Raw genomic sequence first — 18,511 nt, 5'->3', positions numbered from 1 at the left:
CGGGCTGCTCGAATTGGGGCTGCTGCGCAGCCCATCGCGGCACGAGGCCGCTCCTACAGGGGAAGGCGTCCTATCTGAAAGGCTGGCATGTATCTTGATAAAGCCCCCTTCACTGCCTATGCCTTCAAGGAGGCCCGGTGGATAACTGGAGAGTGCAATGATCATCGGCAACAACCTTCACGTCGAAGCATTCTTCGACAAGGCGACCTGGACCATCAGCTACCTGGTCATGGATGGCGAGACCCGCCAATGTGCGCTGATCGACAGCGTGCTGGACTACGACCCCAAGTCCGGGCGCACCTGCACCGATTCGGCGGACAAGCTGATTGCTCGCGTCGAGGCGCTGGATGCCAAGGTGCAATGGATCCTGGATACCCATGTGCACGCAGACCATCTGTCCGCCGCGGCCTACCTCAAGGAGCGGCTTGGCGGCAGCATCGCAATCGGTGCGCAGATCACCCAGGTGCAGAAAGTCTTCGGCACCCTGTTCAACGCCGAGCCGGGTTTTGCCCGCGACGGCAGCCAGTTCGACGTCCTGTTCGAAGATGAAGAAGGATTTCGCATCGGCAACCTGCATGCCCGTGCCCTGCACACCCCTGGGCATACCCCGGCGTGCATGAGCTACATGGTCGAGGACGCGGGCGAGACCGCTGTGTTCGTCGGCGACACCTTGTTCACTCCCGACTACGGCACTGCCCGTTGCGACTTTCCGGGCGCCAGCGCGCGAACCTTGTACCAGTCGATCCGGCGCCTGCTCGCGTTCCCCGACCAGACCCGGCTGTTCATGTGCCACGACTACCTGCCCGGTGGTCGTGAGCTGCGCTTTGTCACCACCGTGGCCGAGCAACGCGCCGACAACATCCATATCCATGAAGGCGTTAGCGAGGACAGTTTCGTGCAGATGCGCGAAGCCCGTGACAAGACCCTCGACATGCCCGTGCTAATCCTGCCGTCGGTGCAGATCAACATGCGCAGCGGGCAATTCCCCGAACCTGAAGCGAACGGTGTGAGCTACCTGAAGATCCCGCTGAACAAGCTGTAAGCCACGCCGCACCTATAACTAGATTTCCAAGGAACACTGCCATGCCTGCCTTGCTGTCCCCTGCCGATTCCTCCCGTGCCGACCACCACAAGGTGGTGATCGTCGGCGCCGGTGCCGCCGGCATCGCCACCGCCTCCAGCCTGATCGCCCGTGACCCGTCGCTGGATATCGCCCTGATCGACCCCGCCGAGGTGCACTACTATCAACCCGGCTGGACCATGGTCGGTGCCGGGGTGTTCAAGGCGCCGAGCACTGCCCAGACCATGGCCGCCACCCTGCCCCGTGGCGTGCGCTGGATCAAGGCGCGGGTGGAGAGTTTCGACCCTCAGGCGCAACTGGTGATGCTCGAGGACGGCGGTGCTGTCAGCTATGAACAGCTGGTGGTCTGCCCTGGATTGAAACTCGATTGGAACGCCATCGACGGCTTGAACGAGACCCTCGGGCGCAACGGCGTCACCTCCAACTACCGCTACGACCTGGCGCCCTACACCTGGCAGCTGGTGCAGAACCTCAAGCAGGGGCGCGCCCTCTTCACCCAGCCGCCGATGCCGATCAAATGTGCTGGGGCGCCGCAGAAGGCGCTGTACCTGTCCTGCGATCACTGGTTGCGCAACGGGCACCTGGGCAATGTCAGGGCCAGCTTCTTCAATGCCGGGGCGGTGTTGTTCGGTGTGCCGGACTATGTGCCGGCGCTGATGAGCTACATCGACAAGTACGGCGTGGACCTTAACTACCAGCATCGCCTGACGGCGGTGGATGGTCCGAACAAGCGCGCCACGTTTATCCGTACCCTCCCCGACGGCAGCACCGAGACCCGGGTCGAGGCTTTCGACATGCTGCATGTGGTGCCGCCTCAGGTGGCGCCTGACTTCATCCGCCAGAGCCCGCTGGCCGATGCGGCGGGCTGGGTGGATGTCGACCCGCATACCCTGCGTCATCGCCAGTTCGGCAATGTCCACGCGCTGGGTGACGTGGCCAATACCAGCAACGCCAAGACCGCCGCTGCCGCCCGCAAGCAGGCACCGGTGGTGGCCAACAATGTGCTGGTGGCACTCGGTCGCCTGTCGACCCTGGCCCAGTACGATGGCTACGGCTCCTGCCCGTTGACGGTCGAGCGCGGCAAGATCGTCCTGGCCGAGTTCACCTATGGCGGCAAGGTCGCGCCGAGTTTCCCGCGTTGGCTGCTCGATGGCCGCAAGCCTACCCGCCTGGCCTGGTTGCTCAAGGCGCAGATCCTGCCGCCGCTGTACTGGAAGGCCATGCTCAAGGGCCGCGAGTGGCTGGCCCGGCCGCAGCCTCTGGTGGTCGAGGCGCAGCAGTGATCGAACACCAACTGCTAGGCGCCGGGCTCGGCGCGATCATTGGCGCGGTGCTGGCCCTGACCGGCGCTGGCGGCGGTATCCTGGCGGTGCCGCTGCTGGTGTTCGGCCTGGGGTTGAGCATGGTCGAGGCTGCACCGATCGGCCTGCTGGCCGTTGGCCTGGCGGCGGCGGTGGGCGCCCTGCTCGGCTTGCGTGAGGGGTTGGTACGTTATCGCGCCGCCCTGTTCATCGCCCTGATCGGCATCGCCGCCGCACCCTTTGGCCTGATGCTCGCCCATCAATTGCCCAATACACCCTTGGCCCTGGTATTCGCCGGGGTGCTGGTTTACGCCTGCCTGCGCATCTGGCGCAAGGCGGCCAGGCAACTGCGCGGCGAAGCCAATGACGCCCATCGTTTCATCGAGCCCTGCGTGCTCAACCCCTTGCAGGGCCGCTTGCGCTGGACCCTACCTTGCGCCAGGGCCCTGGCTTTTACCGGCTTGATGTCGGGGTTGATGTCCGGCCTGCTGGGCGTGGGCGGTGGTTTCGTGATCATCCCGGCATTGAACCGCTACACCAACCTGCGCATGACCAGCATCGTCGCCACCTCGCTGGCCGTGATCGCCCTGGTGTCCACCGGTAGCGTGGTGAGCGCCAGCGTGGCCGGTGTGATGCACTGGCAGGTGGGTGTGCCCTTCGCCATCGGTGCGGTCATCGGCCTGCTGCTGGCACGGCCGCTCGCCGCCCGCATCGCCGGCCCGCGCCTGCAGCAGCTTTTCGCCGTGGCGGGCTGGGCGGCCGCGCTGCTGCTGGCCGGCAAGGTGCTACTCGGCTAGCAGCTCATCCTGCTCGGCGGCGCACAGCGCCAGCAGGTAATCCCACACCACCCGCAGGCGCACCGACTTGTGCAACTCGCGGCGGGTGCAGATCCAGTAGCTGCGCTGGATGGTCTCGCTGGGTAGCACACGCACCAGCTTGGGGTCGTGGCGGGCCATGTAGTTGGGTAGCACGGCGATGCCCAGCCCGGCCTGCGCGGCTTGCTGCTGGGCGATCACGCTGGTGCTGCGGAACACCACGTTGGGCGCCCGGCAGAAGCTGTTGAGGAACAGCAGCTCCTGGCTGAACAGCAGGTCGTCGACATAGCCGATCCAGCTGTGCCGGGCCAGGTCTTCACGGCTGTGCAGCGGCGGCGCGCGGTCCAGGTAGCCCTGGCTGGCGTACAGGGCCAGGCGGTAGTCGGTGAGCTTGCGGGTGATCAGCAGGTCGGCGTTGGGGCGTTCCAGGTGGATGCTGATCTCGGCTTCACGGTTGAGGATGCTGACGAAACGCGGCACTGCCACCAGTTCCACTTCGAGCCCCGGGTAGCGCTGGAACAAGGCTTTCATGCGTGGAGTGAAGAACATGATGCCGATGCCCTCGGTCACCCCCAGGCGGATCTTGCCCAGTGGCGTGATGGCCTGGGTGATTTCTTCCTGCGCCAGCAGGGCAACGTTCTCCATGGCTTCGGCGTGCTTGAGCAGGGCCTGGCCGGAAGGCGTGAGTTCGTAGCCCTGGGCGTGCTGGACGAACAGCGCGGTACCCAGGTGCTTTTCGATGCTCTCGATATGCCGGGCCACGGTGCTGTGGGTGGTGTTGAGGCGCTTTGCGGCGGTAAGCAGGCGGCCGCTGCGCTGCAACTCGAGGAAAAACCGCAGATCGTTCCAGTCGAACATGGGCGTCCTTGGATGTGCTGGCTGTTGAAGCCATCGCGGGGCAAGCCCGCTCCCACAATCGGATAGTCGCTGTGCTAAAACGCACAACGGCTGCGCGAAATCTCGTGTTTCCTCGGCGAAATTAATCAATAAGATGGATCGGGACAAGAATAATAATCAGGCGCGAGGTTGCACATGCCATCAGCCGATCCTGTCTACGACTATGTGGTCGTGGGTGCCGGTCCCGCCGGTTGCCTGCTGGCCAACCGCTTGTCCGCCGACCCTTCGTGCCGCGTATTGCTGCTCGAGGCGGGTGGCCGCGACAATTATCCCTGGATTCACATTCCCGTCGGTTACCTCTACTGCATCGGCAATCCACGCACCGACTGGTGCCTCAAGACCGAATCCCAGCCCGGCCTGAACGGTCGCAGCCTGGGTTATCCACGGGGCAAGGTGCTGGGAGGCTGCTCGTCGATCAACGGGATGATCTACATGCGTGGCCAGGCCGCCGACTATGACCGCTGGGCCGAGCAAGGCAACGACGGCTGGGCGTGGAAGGATGTGCTGCCCTTGTTCAAGGCCAGCGAGAACCACTTCGCCGGCGCCAGCGACAGCCACGGCGTCGAGGGGGAATGGCGGGTCGAGCAGCAGCGCTACAGCTGGCCGATCCTCGACGCGTTCCGCGATGCCGCCGAGCAGAGCGGCATTGCCAAGGTCGATGACTTCAACACCGGCGACAACGCCGGTTGTGGATACTTCCAGGTCAATCAGCGCAGCGGTGTGCGCTGGAACTCGGCCAAGGCGTTTCTCAGGCCCATCCTCAAGCGCCCCAACCTGACAGTGTTGACTGGCGTTCAAGTCGACCAGGTGCTGCTCGACAACACCCGAGCCCGGGCGGTGAAGGCCTTGTGGCAAGGTGCCTGGCATGAGTTCGCCGCCCGTCGCGAGATCATCCTGTGCGCGGGCTCCGTGGGCTCGCCCGGCATTCTGCAACGCTCCGGCATCGGCCCACGCAAACTGCTCGAAGACCTGGGTATCGGTGTACGCCACGATATGCCCGGGGTTGGCGGCAACCTTCAGGACCATCTGCAGTTGCGGTTGATCTACCAGATCCGCAACACCCGTACCCTCAACCAGATGGCCAACAGCCTGTGGGGCAAGCTGGGCATGGGCCTGCGCTACGCCTATGACCGCAGCGGCCCGTTGGCCATGGCGCCGAGCCAGCTGGGCGCCTTCGCCCGTTCAGGCCCCGAGCAGGCAACCGCCAACCTGCAATACCACGTGCAGCCGTTGTCGCTGGACCGTTTCGGCGAACCGCTGCATCGCTTCCCGGCCTTTACCGCCTCGGTGTGCAACCTGCGCCCGGCAAGCCGCGGGCGGATCGATATCCTCTCGGCGGACATGAACGCCGCGCCCTTGATCGACCCCAACTACCTGAGTGACCCCGAGGACCTGCGCGTCGCCGCCGAGGCCATCCGCCTCACCCGGCGCATCGTCCAGGCCCCTGCCCTGGCGGCCTTCGATCCTCGCGAGTACTTGCCAGGCCCTGCCCTGCAGAGCGACGAAGATCTGCACCAGGCCGCCGCTCAGATCGGCACCACCATCTTCCACCCGGTGGGCACCTGCCGCATGGGCAGCGGCACGCTCGACGTTGTGGATAACCAGCTGCGCGTGCATGGCATCCCAGGCCTGCGCGTGGCCGACGCTTCGATCATGCCGAAGATCGTCTCTGGCAATACCTGTTCACCCACGTTGATGATTGCCGAAAAGGCGGCACAACTGATCCTCAAGGGGGCCAATACCCAGACCAACCTCAGCGACGCCAGCGCGATACCGACGCCCTGACCCGGGTGTTTGCAACAGCGGCGGCTTGTGGTCGCAAGTCGTCGGCAGTGGAACAACAAGAATAATCACTGTGGCCCGCGGGCCGAGGACAGCAACGATGTCGGATTACATCCAGGAACAGGGGGCGGCGGCGAGCAGCCCAAGCCGTCGTGAAGAGCGCAAGATCATTTTCGCGTCATCCCTCGGGACGGTATTCGAGTGGTATGACTTTTTTCTCTATGGCGCGCTGGCCGCGGTCATCAGCAAGCAGTTCTTCGCGGGGGTCAACGACACCACCGCCTTTATCTTCGCCCTGATGGCCTTCGCCGCCGGCTTCCTGGTGCGCCCGTTCGGCGCGCTGGTGTTTGGCCGGCTGGGCGACATGATCGGGCGCAAGTACACCTTCCTGGTGACCATCGTGCTGATGGGCCTGTCTACCTTCGCCGTGGGCCTGTTGCCGACCTACGCCAGCATAGGCATTGCCGCGCCGATCATCCTGGTCGTGCTGCGCATGCTCCAGGGGTTGGCGCTGGGCGGTGAGTACGGTGGTGCGGCCACCTATGTCGCCGAGCACGCGCCTCATGGCAAACGTGGCTTCCATACCGGCTTCATCCAATCCACTGCCACACTGGGCCTGCTGTTGTCGCTGACCGTCGTCCTGGCCAGCCGCTACATCAGTGGCGACCAGTTCGAAACCTGGGGCTGGCGCCTGCCGTTCCTGCTGTCGATCGTGCTGCTGGCGATTTCCACCTGGATCCGCATGAGCATGCACGAGTCGCCGGCCTTCGTGAAAATGAAGGCCCAGGGCAAGGTGAGCAAGTCGCCGATCCGTGAGTCGTTCACCTCGTGGCCCAACCTCAAGGTGGTGCTCACCGCGCTGTTCAGCATCAACGCCGGGCAGGCGGTGACCTTCTACACCGCGCAGTTCTACGTGCTGTTCTTCATGACCCAGATGCTCAAGATGGACCCGGCCCAGGCCAACACCCTGCTGATCATCAGCGTGGTGATCGGTGCGCCGTTCTTCGTGTTCTTCGGCTGGCTGTCGGACCGGGTCGGGCGCAAGCCGATCCTGATGATCGGGCTGTTGTTGGCCACGGTGTGCTACTTCCCGATGTTCAAGGCCCTGAGCCACTACGCCAATCCACAGATCGACGCCGCCAGCCGCCAGGCGCCAATCGTCGTCACTGCCGACCCCAAGGGCTGCACCTTCCAGTTCGACCCGGTGGGCAAGGCACGCTTCGACAGCCCGTGCGACAAGGTCAAGACGTTCCTGGTCAAGCAGGGCCTGCCCTACAGCTCGGTGAGTGTCACGGGCAGCGAGGTGATCGTCAGCGTCGGCGACAAGACCATCAATGGTTTCGACGAGACGGCCATGCGTAGCGCCATCGATAGCGCTGGCTACCCGGCCAAGGCAGATCCCGCGCACGTGAACCAGGTAATGGTGGTCGTGCTGATCGTCGCCATGATCCTCATCGCCACCATGACCTACGGGCCACTGGCGGCGGTGATGGTCGAGCTGTTCCCGACGCGTATCCGCTATACCTCGATGTCCCTGCCCTACCACATCGGCAACGGCTGGTTCGGTGGCTTCCTGCCGACGGTGTCGTTCGCGTTGGTGGTGTACACCGGGGATATCTTCTATGGGCTGTGGTACCCGGTGCTGATCACCGGGGTGAGCCTGGTGGTGGGGATCTTCTGCCTGAAAGAGACCCGGGATGTGGATATCGACAAGGTCTGAGATTTTCGCTGGGGCCTTCGCGGGTAAACCCGCTCCCACAGGTTTGCGCAATACCCTGTGGGAGCGGGTTTACCCGCGAAGAAGCCAGCAGCGATTTCAGCCCACAAAAAAACCGGCGTAAAAGCCGGTTTTTTTATCGCTGGAAAAAACTTATGCACGATTATCGAAAAAACGTCATACATGGAAATAAATAGCAAATTCAGACACTTAGCTATGTATTAAGACGCTTAATCCAAAAATTGCTAACACGTTATCCACAGATCGTCAGGCAGGCTGCTGCTCAGGTTTTTCCGCCGCTGGCGGCAGCGAACCCATGGCGCGCTGGGCCGCCTCGTTCCACGCCTGGGCACGGTCGTTGAGCTCGGCGATGGCACGCGGGCCAGTCCCCTCCGGGTACATCGGCTCGCCAATGACCACCTCGATGGTGCCCGGGCGCTTGCCCCAGCCTTCACGTGGCCAGAACTTGCCGGCGTTGTGGGCGATCGGCAGCACCGGCAGGCCAGCGTTCACCGCCAATGCGGTACCACCGCGGGAGAACTTGCCGATCTGTCCATGCGGCACGCGGGTGCCTTCGGGGAAGATCAACACCCAGGTGCCCTGCTTGAGCAGCTCGTCGCCCTGGCTGGCAACCTGGCGCAGGGCCTCCTTCGGGTTCTTCCGGTCGATGGCGATCGGCCGCAGCATGGCCATGGCCCAGCCGAAGAACGGCACGTACAGCAGCTCGCGCTTGAGCACCTGGCTCAGCGGCGAGAAGTACGCCGACAGGAAGAACGTCTCCCAGGTGCTCTGGTGGTTGGACAGGATCACGCAAGGTACCTCAGGCACGTTCTCGGCGCCGGTGATCTTGTAGTCGATCCGCAGGACCGTCCGTACCAGGAACAGCGCGCAGCGGCACCAGTACACGTTGATGAACCGGTAGCGCTTGGGGAACGGCAGGAAAGGCGCGACAAAGAAGCTCAGCGAGCACCACAGCAGCGAACTGGTGCCCAACAGCAGGTAAAAAAGAAAGATTCTGATCGCCTGCAGGATCGACATAGTGGCATGTACCGTTGCGGGGCGTGCCCGCCTAATGAAAAGTGCGCCGTTCCTGGCGCACTCATTTAAATAAGTTCTCTGGCGATGGCTGCCAGATCGTCGAAAATCAGTGTAGTTTGCGGGACACCTTTTTCCAGGGTCCTTTCGCCCTTGCCGGTTTTTACCAACACGGGTTGTGCATCGACGGCCAGGGCCGCCTCCAGGTCACCTTTGCTGTCACCGACGAACCATACGCCGGCCAGCGGCACCTGGTAGTGCTCGGCAATGGTCCGCAGCATGCCGGGCTTGGGCTTGCGGCAGTCGCAGCCCTCATCCGGGCCGTGCGGGCAATGCACGATCAAGCCGACCTCGCCGCCCTGCTCGGCCACCAGCGCGCGCAGGCGCGCATGCATGGCCTCGAGGGTTTCCAGCGGGTAGTAGCCGCGGGCAATGCCGGACTGGTTGGTGGCCACCGCCACCGTCCAGCCCGCCTTGCTCAACTGCGCGATGGCCTCGATCGAGCCGGGAATGGGGATCCACTCCTCCAGCGACTTGATGTAGGCGTCGGAGTCGTGGTTGATCACTCCGTCTCGATCAAGAATCAGCAGTTTCAACGACTCACCCCAGCAGCGAGATATCGGCCACGCCCAGGAACAGACCGCGTAGGCGGCTGAGCAGGGCATAACGGTTGGCGCGCACCTTGGCATCCTCGGCGTTGACCATCACCGCCTCGAAGAAGGCGTCGACCGGGTCACGCAGGGCAGCCAGGCGGGCCAGGGCCTCGCTGTACTGACGCGCGGCCGCCATCGGTTGCACGGCCTGGTCGGCCTGCTGGATGGCCGAGTACAGGGAGAACTCGTTGGCATTGTCGAAGTACTTCGGCTCGACCTGGTCGGCGATGGCGCCTTCGGCCTTGCCCAGCAGGTTCGACACGCGCTTGTTCGCCGCGGCCAGGGCTTCGGCTTCCGGCAGCTTGCGGAAGGCCTGCACGGCCTGCACGCGCTGGTCGAAGTCCAGCGCCGAGCCCGGCTTCAGGGCACGCACCGACAGGTAGGTGGAGACGTCGATGCCTTCGTCCTCGTAGCGCGCGCGCAGGCGGTCGAAGACGAACTCCAGCACCTGCTCGGACAGGCCGGCGGCCTTGACCTTGGCACCGAACTGCTTGACCGCGAACTCGACCGCGACGGCCAGGTCCAGGTCCAGCTGCTTCTCGATCAGGATGCGCAGCACGCCCAGGGCGGCACGACGCAGGGCGTACGGGTCCTTGCTGCCGGTGGGCAGCATGCCGATGCCGAAGATGCCGACCAGGGTGTCGAGCTTGTCGGCGATGGCTACGGCGGCACCGGTGAGGGTCTGCGGCAGCTCGGCGCCAGCGCCACGCGGCATGTACTGCTCGTTCAGCGCCAGGGCGACGTCTTGCGGCTCGCCATCGTTGAGGGCGTAGTAGTAGCCGGCGATGCCCTGCATTTCAGGGAATTCGCCGACCATTTCCGAGGCCAGGTCGCACTTGGACAGCAGGCCGGCACGGCCGGCGTTGGCGGCGCTGCCGCCGATGTAAGGGGCAATGAAGGCAGCCAGCTTGGAAACGCGTTCGGCCTTGTCGAACACGGTGCCCAGCTGAGCCTGGAACACCACGTTCTTCAGGCGCTCGTTGAAGCTTTCCAGCGGCTGCTTCTTGTCCTGCTTGAAGAAGAACTCGGCGTCGGTCAGGCGTGGGCGCACGACCTTTTCGTTGCCTTCGACGATCTGCTTCGGATCGCGGCTCTCGACGTTGGCCACGGTGATGAAGCGCGGCAGCAGCTTGCCTTCGCTGTCCAGCAGGCAGAAGTACTTCTGGTTGTCCTGCATGGTGGTGATCAGGGCTTCCTGCGGCACCTCGAGGAAACGCTCCTCGAACGAGCACACCAGTGGCACTGGCCACTCGACCAGGGCGGTCACTTCGTCCAGCAGCGCCGGTGGCACGATGGCCGTGCCTTCCTGCTGCATGGCCAGCTCCGCGGTGCGCTTGCTGATCAGCTCGCGACGCTCGGCGAAGTCGGCCAGCACGTGGGCCTTGCGCAGGTCCTCGACGTAGTTGGCCGGGGTGGTAATGAGCACGTTTTCCGGGTGGTGGAAGCGGTGGCCACGGGATTCACGGCCGGCCTTCTGGGCCAGGATGGTGCAGTCGACCACCTGATTGCCCAGCAGCATCACCAGCCACTGGGTCGGGCGCACGAACTCTTCACGGCTGGCGCCCCAGTGCATGCGCTTGGGGATCGGCAGGTCGTTGAGCGAATCCTCGACGATGGTCGGCAGCAGGCTGGCGGTGGCCTTGCCCGGAATGTGCTGGGAGAAGCGCAGCTTGGGGCCGCTCTGGTCGATGTCCGACAGCTCCACGCCGCACTTCTTGGCGAAGCCCAGGGCGGCCTGGGTCGGCTGGCCTTCGGCATTGAACGCGGCCTGCACGGGCGGGCCGTCGATGTTGATGCTGCGGTCCGGCTGTTGCACGTCCAGCTGGCGGATCAGTACGGCCAGGCGGCGCGGTGCGGCATAGACCTGTTTGCCGGTGTAGTTCAGGCCGGCGGCCTGCAGGCCTTTCTCGATGCCGGCGAGGAAGGCGTCACCGAGGGTGGCGAGGGCCTTCGGTGGCAGCTCTTCGGTGCCCAGTTCAACCAGGAAATCTTGAGCACTCATTGTGCAGCCTCCAGCTTAGCCAACACTTCATCACGCAGTTCGGGAGAGGCCATCGGGAAGCCCAGGCGTGCACGGGCTTGCAGATAGCTTTGCGCCACGTCCCGGGCCAGGGTACGCACGCGCAGGATGTAACGCTGGCGCTCGGTCACCGAGATGGCGCGGCGGGCGTCCAGCAAGTTGAAGGTGTGCGAGGCCTTCAGGACCATTTCGTAGGTCGGCAGCGGCAGGTCCAGCTTGATCAGGCGGTTCGCTTCGCTTTCGTAGAAGTCGAACAGCTCGAACAGTTTCTCGACGTTGGCGTGCTCGAAGTTGTAGGTCGACTGCTCCACTTCGTTCTGGTGGAACACGTCGCCGTAGGTGACCTTGCCGAACGGCCCGTCGGCCCACACCAGGTCGTAGACCGAGTCCACGCCCTGCAGGTACATGGCCAGTCGCTCCAGGCCGTAGGTGATTTCACCGGTGACCGGATAGCACTCGATGCCGCCGACCTGCTGGAAGTAGGTGAACTGGGTCACCTCCATGCCGTTCAGCCAGATTTCCCAACCCAGGCCCCAGGCGCCCAGGGTCGGCGATTCCCAGTTGTCTTCGACGAAGCGGATGTCGTGAACCAGCGGGTCCAGGCCGATGGCTTTCAGCGAGCCGAGGTACAGCTCCTGGAAGTTGGCCGGGTTCGGCTTGAGCACCACCTGGAACTGGTAGTAGTGCTGCAGGCGGTTGGGGTTTTCGCCATACCGCCCGTCGGCAGGACGACGGCTGGGCTGCACGTAGGCGGCGTTCCAGGTCTCCGGGCCGACGGCGCGCAGGAAGGTAGCGGTGTGGAAAGTGCCGGCGCCTACTTCCATATCGTAGGGCTGAAGTACCACACAACCTTGCTCGGCCCAGTAGTTCTGCAGGGCGAGGATCAGGTCTTGGAAGGTACGCACGGCTGGCGTAGGCTGGCTCACGAAATTCACCTGTATCTGGGGATGCGGATGTAAAGAGCGGGAGTATACCCGATTCGCCTCGCCCTCTACGTTATTGGAGCCTTATGCCACGCTGCTTTTGGTGTTCCGACGATCCGTTGTATCAGGCCTATCACGACCACGAGTGGGGAACGCCGCAGCGCGATCCGGCGTTGCTCTTCGAGATGCTTTTGCTCGAAGGGTTCCAGGCGGGGTTGTCGTGGATCACGGTATTGAAGAAACGTGAACGCTATCGCCAGGTGCTGGATGGTTTCGACCCGGTGAAACTGGCGCGCCTGAGCGACGAACGCATCGAGGAGCTGATGCTTGATCCCGGCATCATCCGCAACCGCCTCAAGCTCAAGGCCGTGCGCCGCAACGCCCAGGCCTGGCTGGCTGTGGATAACCCGGCAGAGTGGTTGTGGTCGTTCGTCGGCGGCGCGCCGAAGATCAATCATTTCCAGGGGCGCGGCGACGTGCCGGCGGTCACCGACGAAGCCAAGGCCATGAGCAAGGCCCTGCAGAAGGCCGGCTTCACCTTTGTCGGGCCGACCATCTGCTACGCCTTCATGCAGGCCACCGGCATGGTCATGGACCACACCACCGACTGCGATCGCTACGCCGCGCTGGTGCGCTGACGGGGTACAATGCGCGCCTTGCTGAAATAAGGAATTCGCCTGTGGAAAAGTTCAAGGGCGCCCTGATGGTCGGGGTGCTGCGCCTGTTTGCCAAGCTGCCCTGGAGCGCTGTGCAGCGCGTCGGTGCCGGTATCGGCTGGCTGATGTGGAAAATCCCCAATGGCTCGCGCAATGTCGTGCGCATCAACCTGGCCAAGTGTTTCCCGGAGATGGACCCGGTCGAGCGCGAGCAGCTGGTTGGCCGCGCGTTGAAGGACATCGGCAAGTCGTTCGTCGAGAGCGCCTGTGCCTGGATCTGGCCGCCGCAGCGCTCGCTGGATCTGGTCAAGGAAGTGCACGGCCTGGAAGTGCTGGAGCAGGCCCTGGCCTCGGGCAAGGGCGTGGTGGGCATCACCAGCCACCTGGGCAACTGGGAAGTGCTCAACCACTTCTATTGCAACCAGTGCAAACCGATCATCTTCTACCGCCCGCCGAAGCTGAAGGCGGTGGATGACCTGTTGCGTGAACAGCGCGTACAGATGGGCAACCGCGTGGCGCCTTCGACCAAGGAAGGCATTCTCAGCGTGATCAAGGAAGTGCGTCGGGGTGGCCAGGTGGGGATTCCGGCCGACCCGGAGCCGGCCGAGTCGGCGGGTGTGTTCGTGCCGTTCCTCGGCACCCAGGCGCTGACCAGCAAGTTCGTGCCGAACATGCTGGCTGGCGGCAAGGCGGTGGGTGTTTTCCTGCATGCGCTGCGGTTGCCGGATGGGTCGGGCTTCAAGGTATTCCTGGAAGCGGCGCCGGAAGCGATGTACAGCACCGATGTGACTGAATCGGCGGCGGCCATGAGCAAGGTGGTCGAGCGTTATGTACGCGAGTATCCGAGCCAGTACATGTGGAGCATGAAGCGCTTCAAGAAGCGCCCGGCGGGTGAGGCGCGCTGGTATTGAGATTGTTGGGGGCGCTTTGCGCCCCTTTCGCGACGCAAGGCCGCTCCTACAGGCGACCGCAATCCCCTGTAGGAGCGGCCTTGTGTCGCGATGGGCTGCAAAGCAGCCCCGGCGATTTCAAGCCTTGTTCAGCTTCTTGAGAAAAACGGTCATCTCTTTCTCGGCCTGCTTGTCGCCATGGGCCTGCGCCGCGACGATCCCCTCTTCCCAGGCCTTGCGCGCGCCGTCCAGATCCCCGCTCAACTGATACGCCTTCCCCAGCAGCTTCCACGCCGCCGAGTACTTCGGATCCTGCTTCACACAGGCAGCCAGGTGTACCACCGCTTCAGCCCCATTGCCCTCGTCCAGCCAGGCCTTGCCCAGCCCGAACCTCAGCAGCGGGTTATCCACACCCTTGGCCAGCATCTTTTCCAGCGATTCGCGCATGCCCTTCCCTCCTAGAAGAAACTCAGGCCCACGTGGAACAGCTTCTCCACGTCCCGAATATGCTTTTTATCCACAACGAACAGGATCACATGGTCGCCCGACTCGATCACCGTGTCGTCATGGGCGATCAGCACCTCCTCGTCGCGGATGATCGCGCCGATGGTGGTGCCCGGCGGCAACGAGATGTCCTCGATGGCCTTGCCCACCACTTTGCTCGACTTCGAGTCGCCATGGGCCACCGCCTCGATGGCCTCGGCCGCGCCGCGGCGCAGCGAGTGCACGCTGACGATATCGCCGCGGCGCACGTGGGCCAGCAGGGTGCCGATGGTGGCCAGCTGCGGGCTGATGGCGATGTCGATCTCGCCGCCCTGCACCAGGTCGACGTAGGCCGGGTTGTTGATGATGGTCATCACCTTGCGCGAGCCCAGGCGCTTGGCCAGCAGCGACGACATGATGTTGGCCTCGTCGTCGTTGGTCAGCGCCAGGAAGATGTCGGCGTCGGCGATGTTCTCTTCGAGCATCAGGTCGCGGTCGGAGGCGCTGCCCTGCAGCACCACGGTGCTTTCGAGGGTGTCGGAGAGGTAGCGGCAGCGCGCCGGGTTCATCTCGATGATCTTCACCTGGTAGCGGCTCTCGATGGCCTCGGCCAGGCGCTCGCCGATCTGTCCGCCGCCGGCGATGACCACGCGTTTGTTGGTCTCGTCGATACGGCGCAGCTCGCCCATCACCGCACGGATGTCTTTTTTCGCGGCGATGAAGAACACCTCGTCGTCGGCCTCGATCACCGTGTCGCCCTGGGGCGTGATCGGCCGGTCGCGACGGAAGATCGCCGCCACGCGGGTGTCGACATTGGGCATGTGGGCGCGGATCTGGCGCAGTTGCTGGCCCACCAGCGGGCCGCCGTAGTAGGCCCTGACCGCCACCAGTTGGGCCTTGCCCTCGGCGAAGTCGATCACCTGCAACGAACCCGGGTGCTCGATCAGGCGTTTGATGTAGTTGGTTACCACCTGCTCGGGGCTGATCAGCACATCCACCGGAATATGGTCGTTGTCGAACAGCTCCTCGCGGGTCAGGTAGGCCGACTCGCGCACCCGGGCGATCTTGGTCGGGGTGTGGAACAGCGAGTAGGCCACCTGGCAGGCGACCATGTTGGTCTCGTCGCTGTTGGTCACCGCCACCAGCATGTCGGCGTCGTCGGCGCCGGCCTGGCGCAGCACCGTCGGCAGCGAGGCGCGGCCCTGCACGGTGCGGATGTCCAGGCGATCGCCCAGGTCGCGCAGGCGCTCGCTGTCGGTATCGACCACGGTGATGTCGTTGGCTTCGCTGGCCAGGTGCTCTGCCAGGGTACCGCCGACCTGGCCTGCGCCGAGGATGATGATCTTCATCCGCTACTCCCTACCCTTTTTTGTTCTTTACCCGCGCGAGGCGGCGATCTTGATCAGCTTGGCATAGTAGAACCCGTCGTGACCGCCTTCCTGGGCCAGCAGCTGGCGGCCGTGGGGCTGGCGCAGGCCGGCCTCGGTGGCCAGGTCCAGCTCGCGGGCACCGGGGGTGCGGGCGAGGAAGGCGTCGATCACTTCGGTGTTCTCGGTTGGCAGGCTCGAGCAGGTGGCGTAGAGCAGCATGCCGCCTACTTCCAGGGTCGGCCACAGGGCATCGAGCAGCTCGCCTTGCAGCGCGGCCAGTGCCGGGATGTCCTCGGCCTGGCGGGTCAGCTTGATGTCCGGGTGGCGGCGGATCACGCCGGTGGCCGAGCAGGGCGCATCGAGCAGGATGCGCTGGAACGGTTTGCCGTCCCACCAGCTGGCGGTTTCACGGGCGTCGCAGGCGATCAGCTCGGCGTCGAGCTTGAGGCGGTCGAGGTTCTCGCGCACGCGGGCCAGGCGTTTGGCTTCCAGGTCGATGGCGACCATGTGGGCCAGGCCAGGTTCGGCTTCCAGCAGGTGGCAGGTCTTGCCGCCCGGGGCGCAGCAGGCGTCGAGCACGCGCTGGCCGGGGGCCAGTTCGAGCAGGTCGGCGGACAGTTGCGCGGCTTCGTCCTGCACGCTCACCCAGCCGTCGGCGAAGCCCGGCAAACCACGTACGTTGCAGGCTTCGGCCAGGACGATACCGTCGCGGCTGAACTGGCAGGCGCTGGCCTGGATGCCGGCCTCGGCCAGCAGCACCAGGTAGGCGTCGCGGGTGTGGTGGCGGCGGTTGATCCGCAGGATCATCGGCGGGTGGGCGTTGTTGGCGGCGCAGATGGCTTCCCATTGCTCCGGCCAGAACGTTTTCAGCGCCTTCTGCAGCCAGCGCGGGTGTGCGGTGCGTACCACGGGGTCGCGTTCCATGCCGGCGAGCAGCTCCTCGCCTTCACGCTGGGCGCGGCGCAGCACGGCGTTGAGCAGCCCCTTTGCCCACGGCTTCTTGAGCTTGTCGGCGCAGCCGACCGTTTCACCAATGGCGGCGTGGGCCGGGATGCGCGTGTAGAACAGCTGGTACAGGCCGACCAGCAGCAGCGCCTGCACATCGGCATCGGCGGCCTTGAACGGCTTCTGCAGCAGTTGCGCGGCCAGCAGGTCGAGGCGTGGCTGCCAACGGGCGGTACCGAAGGCAAGGTCTTGAGTCAGGCCACGGTCGCGCTCTTCGACCTTGTCCAGTTGCGCCGGCAACGAGCTGTTCAGCGAGGCCTTGCCGCTGAGCACGGCGGCAAGGGCACGGGCGGCGGCCAGGCGAGGGTTCATTGGCCAAGCACCTTGCCGCTGGCGAACTTCTCGCGGCGGCTGTTGAACAGGTCGCTGAAGGCCAGGGCCTTGCCGCCGGGCAGTTGCAGGCGGGTCAGGCTCAGGGCGCCGTCACCGCAGGCGACGACCAAGCCGTCCTTGCTGGCAGAGAGGATTTCGCCGGGGGCACCCTTGCCTGTGGACAAGTTGGCGGCCAGCACCTTCACGCTTTCGCCGTCGAGGGTGCTGTGGCACACCGGCCAGGGGTTGAAGGCACGGATCAGGCGCTCCAGCTCGACGGCAGGGCGGCTCCAGTCGATGCGCGCCTCGTCCTTGTTCAGCTTGTGTGCATAAGTGGCCAGGGCATCGTCCTGGACTTCACCTTGCAGGCTGCCATCGGCCAGGCCGGCAATGGCCTGCACCACGGCGCCCGGGCCCATGGTGGCGAGGCGGTCGTGCAGGGTGCCGCCGGTATCCTCGGCGCTGATCGGGGTGACCACCTTGAGCAGCATCGGGCCGGTATCCAGGCCTGCTTCCATGCGCATCACGGTCACGCCGCTCTCGGCGTCGCCGGCTTCCACGGCGCGCTGGATCGGTGCCGCACCGCGCCAGCGTGGCAGCAGGGAGGCGTGGCTGTTGATGCAGCCCAGGCGCGGGATATCCAGCACTACTTGCGGCAGGATCAGGCCGTAGGCGACCACCACCATCAGGTCTGGCCTCAGTGCGGCGAGTTCAGCTTGTGCATCGGCATTGCGCAGGGTCTGCGGTTGGTACACCGGGATGTCATGGGCCACGGCCAGCGCCTTGACCGCGCTCGGCATGAGCTTCTGGCCACGGCCGGCCGGGCGGTCGGGCTGGGTGTAGACGGCCACGATCTCGTACGGGCTGTCGAGCAGGGCCTTGAGGTGTTCGGCGGCAAACTCTGGAGTGCCTGCGAAGACGATGCGCATGGAGTTCTCGCTTCTTCAAAAAGAAAAAGGCTTGCCGGAGCAAGCCTTCTGGAAGGTGGGGATCAGGCTTGCTGGCGGTGCTGCTTTTCCAGCTTCTTCTTGATCCGGTCGCGTTTGAGCTGGGACAGGTAGTCGACGAACAGCTTGCCGTTGAGGTGATCGAACTCGTGCTGCACGCACACGGCCAGCAGGCCTTCGGCCTCCAGCTCGTAGGGTTTGCCGTCGCGGTCCTGGGCCTTGACCCGCACGCGCAACGGGCGGTCGACGTTCTCGTAGAAGCCGGGCACCGACAGGCAGCCTTCCTGGTACTGGCCCATGTCGTGGGTCAGTTCCTCGACCGTGGGGTTGATGAACACCCGCGGCTCGCTGCGGTCTTCGCTCAGGTCCATCACCACGACCTGCTTGTGTACGTTGACCTGGGTGGCGGCCAGGCCGATGCCGGGCGCCTCGTACATGGTCTCGAACATGTCGTCGATCAGCTGGCTCAGGGCGTCGTCGAACTCCGTCACCGGTTTGGCGATGGTGCGCAGGCGCGGATCGGGGAATTCGAGAATGTTCAAAATGGCCATGGCGGTCAGGCAGTCACTGTGCGGTCGGTTGAAAACTGAGCACACATAATAAAGGGAAATGGGGCGTTCGGCA

17 protein-coding genes are annotated in these 18,511 nt (G+C 64.5%); 7 read left to right on the top strand and 10 right to left on the bottom strand.

Going from position 1 to position 18,511, the window contains the following annotated elements:
- Positions 1–157 precede the first annotated feature (157 nt).
- The 3 genes from DMX06_RS08235 to DMX06_RS08225 are packed head-to-tail and all read left to right on the top strand — an operon-like array spanning position 158 to position 3,179.
- On the top strand, positions 158–1,042 hold the full coding sequence (locus DMX06_RS08235; protein ID WP_110736122.1) for an MBL fold metallo-hydrolase: 885 nt from the start codon (positions 158–160) through the stop codon (positions 1,040–1,042).
- Positions 1,043–1,083: 41 nt separating this feature from the next.
- Positions 1,084–2,364, top strand: coding sequence for an NAD(P)/FAD-dependent oxidoreductase (locus DMX06_RS08230; RefSeq protein WP_110736120.1), 1,281 nt, complete (start codon positions 1,084–1,086; stop codon positions 2,362–2,364).
- Positions 2,361–3,179 carry a sulfite exporter TauE/SafE family protein gene (locus tag DMX06_RS08225; protein WP_110736118.1) on the top strand — a complete coding sequence of 273 codons (819 nt, stop codon included), beginning with the start codon at positions 2,361–2,363 and terminating at the stop codon, positions 3,177–3,179. Before DMX06_RS08230 ends, DMX06_RS08225 begins: the two co-directional genes overlap by 4 nt.
- Here DMX06_RS08225 and DMX06_RS08220 read toward each other — a convergent pair.
- Positions 3,168–4,055 carry a LysR family transcriptional regulator gene (locus DMX06_RS08220; RefSeq protein WP_110736116.1) on the bottom strand — a complete coding sequence of 296 codons (888 nt, stop codon included), beginning with the start codon at positions 4,053–4,055 and terminating at the stop codon, positions 3,168–3,170. The genes DMX06_RS08225 and DMX06_RS08220 overlap by 12 nt on opposite strands.
- 174 nt (positions 4,056–4,229) lie before the next feature.
- Between DMX06_RS08220 and DMX06_RS08215 the strand changes: the two genes are divergently transcribed.
- The gene (locus DMX06_RS08215; RefSeq protein ID WP_110736114.1) at positions 4,230–5,879 is read left to right on the top strand and encodes a GMC family oxidoreductase; all 1,650 of its coding nucleotides are present in this window, start codon (positions 4,230–4,232) and stop codon (positions 5,877–5,879) included.
- A 97-nt stretch (positions 5,880–5,976) separates the two neighbouring features.
- A complete protein-coding gene (locus tag DMX06_RS08210; protein ID WP_110736113.1) occupies positions 5,977–7,596 on the top strand; it encodes an MFS transporter in 1,620 nt (539 codons plus the stop codon).
- A 264-nt stretch (positions 7,597–7,860) separates the two neighbouring features.
- Here DMX06_RS08210 and DMX06_RS08205 read toward each other — a convergent pair whose 3' ends face one another.
- The 4 genes from DMX06_RS08205 to glyQ all read right to left on the bottom strand — a co-directional run bounded on the left by DMX06_RS08205 (position 7,861) and on the right by glyQ (position 12,227).
- Positions 7,861–8,631, bottom strand: a complete 771-nt coding sequence (locus DMX06_RS08205; RefSeq protein ID WP_110736111.1) for a lysophospholipid acyltransferase family protein — start codon at positions 8,629–8,631, stop codon at positions 7,861–7,863.
- Between the two features lie 65 nt (positions 8,632–8,696).
- A complete protein-coding gene (gmhB, locus tag DMX06_RS08200) occupies positions 8,697–9,224 on the bottom strand; it encodes a D-glycero-beta-D-manno-heptose 1,7-bisphosphate 7-phosphatase (protein WP_062572332.1) in 528 nt (175 codons plus the stop codon).
- A gap of 4 nt (positions 9,225–9,228) precedes the next feature.
- A complete protein-coding gene (gene glyS / locus DMX06_RS08195) occupies positions 9,229–11,283 on the bottom strand; it encodes a glycine--tRNA ligase subunit beta (RefSeq protein ID WP_110736110.1) in 2,055 nt (684 codons plus the stop codon).
- Positions 11,280–12,227, bottom strand: coding sequence for a glycine--tRNA ligase subunit alpha (gene glyQ, locus DMX06_RS08190; protein WP_011531473.1), 948 nt, complete (start codon positions 12,225–12,227; stop codon positions 11,280–11,282). Before glyQ ends, glyS begins: the two co-directional genes overlap by 4 nt.
- An 83-nt stretch (positions 12,228–12,310) precedes the next feature.
- Here glyQ and DMX06_RS08185 point away from each other — a divergent pair, with 83 nt between their 5' ends.
- Positions 12,311–12,862: a DNA-3-methyladenine glycosylase I gene (locus DMX06_RS08185; protein ID WP_110736108.1), complete on the top strand. Its 552-nt coding sequence runs from the start codon at positions 12,311–12,313 to the stop codon at positions 12,860–12,862.
- Between the two features lie 41 nt (positions 12,863–12,903).
- Complete coding sequence (locus tag DMX06_RS08180) at positions 12,904–13,791, top strand: lysophospholipid acyltransferase (RefSeq protein ID WP_110736106.1); 888 nt, start codon at positions 12,904–12,906, stop codon at positions 13,789–13,791.
- Positions 13,792–13,908: 117 nt separating this feature from the next.
- Here DMX06_RS08180 and DMX06_RS08175 read toward each other — a convergent pair whose 3' ends face one another.
- From DMX06_RS08175 to def, 5 genes are all read right to left on the bottom strand, one after another.
- Positions 13,909–14,217 (bottom strand): tetratricopeptide repeat protein, encoded by a 309-nt coding sequence (locus DMX06_RS08175; protein ID WP_110736104.1) that lies wholly within the window; start codon positions 14,215–14,217, stop codon positions 13,909–13,911.
- Positions 14,218–14,228: 11 nt separating this feature from the next.
- Positions 14,229–15,602, bottom strand: a complete 1,374-nt coding sequence (trkA, locus tag DMX06_RS08170) for a Trk system potassium transporter TrkA (RefSeq protein ID WP_050707620.1) — start codon at positions 15,600–15,602, stop codon at positions 14,229–14,231.
- 27 nt (positions 15,603–15,629) lie between these two features.
- Entirely contained in the window at positions 15,630–16,940 is a 1,311-nt protein-coding gene (gene rsmB, locus DMX06_RS08165) for a 16S rRNA (cytosine(967)-C(5))-methyltransferase RsmB (RefSeq protein WP_110736103.1), read from the bottom strand.
- Positions 16,937–17,869 carry a methionyl-tRNA formyltransferase gene (gene fmt / locus DMX06_RS08160; RefSeq protein WP_110736101.1) on the bottom strand — a complete coding sequence of 311 codons (933 nt, stop codon included), beginning with the start codon at positions 17,867–17,869 and terminating at the stop codon, positions 16,937–16,939. The genes rsmB and fmt overlap by 4 nt, the downstream gene beginning before the upstream one ends.
- A 62-nt stretch (positions 17,870–17,931) precedes the next feature.
- Positions 17,932–18,438 (bottom strand): peptide deformylase, encoded by a 507-nt coding sequence (def, locus tag DMX06_RS08155; RefSeq protein WP_110736100.1) that lies wholly within the window; start codon positions 18,436–18,438, stop codon positions 17,932–17,934.
- Positions 18,439–18,511: the final 73 nt, after the last annotated feature.

It is taken from the genome of Pseudomonas mosselii, from assembly GCF_003205295.1.
Taxonomy (GTDB): domain Bacteria; phylum Pseudomonadota; class Gammaproteobacteria; order Pseudomonadales; family Pseudomonadaceae; genus Aquipseudomonas; species Aquipseudomonas mosselii_B.
This window is presented reverse-complemented; position numbering and strand designations above follow the sequence as displayed.

What these genes read in the sequence shown, in the direction of transcription:
- DMX06_RS08235 (WP_110736122.1), top strand. Translation starts at nt 158, where the DNA reads ATGATCATCGGCAACAACCTTCACGTCGAAGCATTCTTCGACAAGGCG.
- fmt (WP_110736101.1), bottom strand. Translation starts at nt 17,869, where the DNA reads ATGCGCATCGTCTTCGCAGGCACTCCAGAGTTTGCCGCCGAACACCTC.
- trkA (WP_050707620.1), bottom strand. Translation starts at nt 15,602, where the DNA reads ATGAAGATCATCATCCTCGGCGCAGGCCAGGTCGGCGGTACCCTGGCA.
- DMX06_RS08205 (WP_110736111.1), bottom strand. Translation starts at nt 8,631, where the DNA reads ATGTCGATCCTGCAGGCGATCAGAATCTTTCTTTTTTACCTGCTGTTG.
- DMX06_RS08175 (WP_110736104.1), bottom strand. Translation starts at nt 14,217, where the DNA reads ATGCGCGAATCGCTGGAAAAGATGCTGGCCAAGGGTGTGGATAACCCG.
- glyS (WP_110736110.1), bottom strand. Translation starts at nt 11,283, where the DNA reads ATGAGTGCTCAAGATTTCCTGGTTGAACTGGGCACCGAAGAGCTGCCA.
- DMX06_RS08230 (WP_110736120.1), top strand. Translation starts at nt 1,084, where the DNA reads ATGCCTGCCTTGCTGTCCCCTGCCGATTCCTCCCGTGCCGACCACCAC.
- DMX06_RS08220 (WP_110736116.1), bottom strand. Translation starts at nt 4,055, where the DNA reads ATGTTCGACTGGAACGATCTGCGGTTTTTCCTCGAGTTGCAGCGCAGC.
- def (WP_110736100.1), bottom strand. Translation starts at nt 18,438, where the DNA reads ATGGCCATTTTGAACATTCTCGAATTCCCCGATCCGCGCCTGCGCACC.
- DMX06_RS08210 (WP_110736113.1), top strand. Translation starts at nt 5,977, where the DNA reads ATGTCGGATTACATCCAGGAACAGGGGGCGGCGGCGAGCAGCCCAAGC.
- DMX06_RS08185 (WP_110736108.1), top strand. Translation starts at nt 12,311, where the DNA reads ATGCCACGCTGCTTTTGGTGTTCCGACGATCCGTTGTATCAGGCCTAT.
- rsmB (WP_110736103.1), bottom strand. Translation starts at nt 16,940, where the DNA reads ATGAACCCTCGCCTGGCCGCCGCCCGTGCCCTTGCCGCCGTGCTCAGC.
- DMX06_RS08215 (WP_110736114.1), top strand. Translation starts at nt 4,230, where the DNA reads ATGCCATCAGCCGATCCTGTCTACGACTATGTGGTCGTGGGTGCCGGT.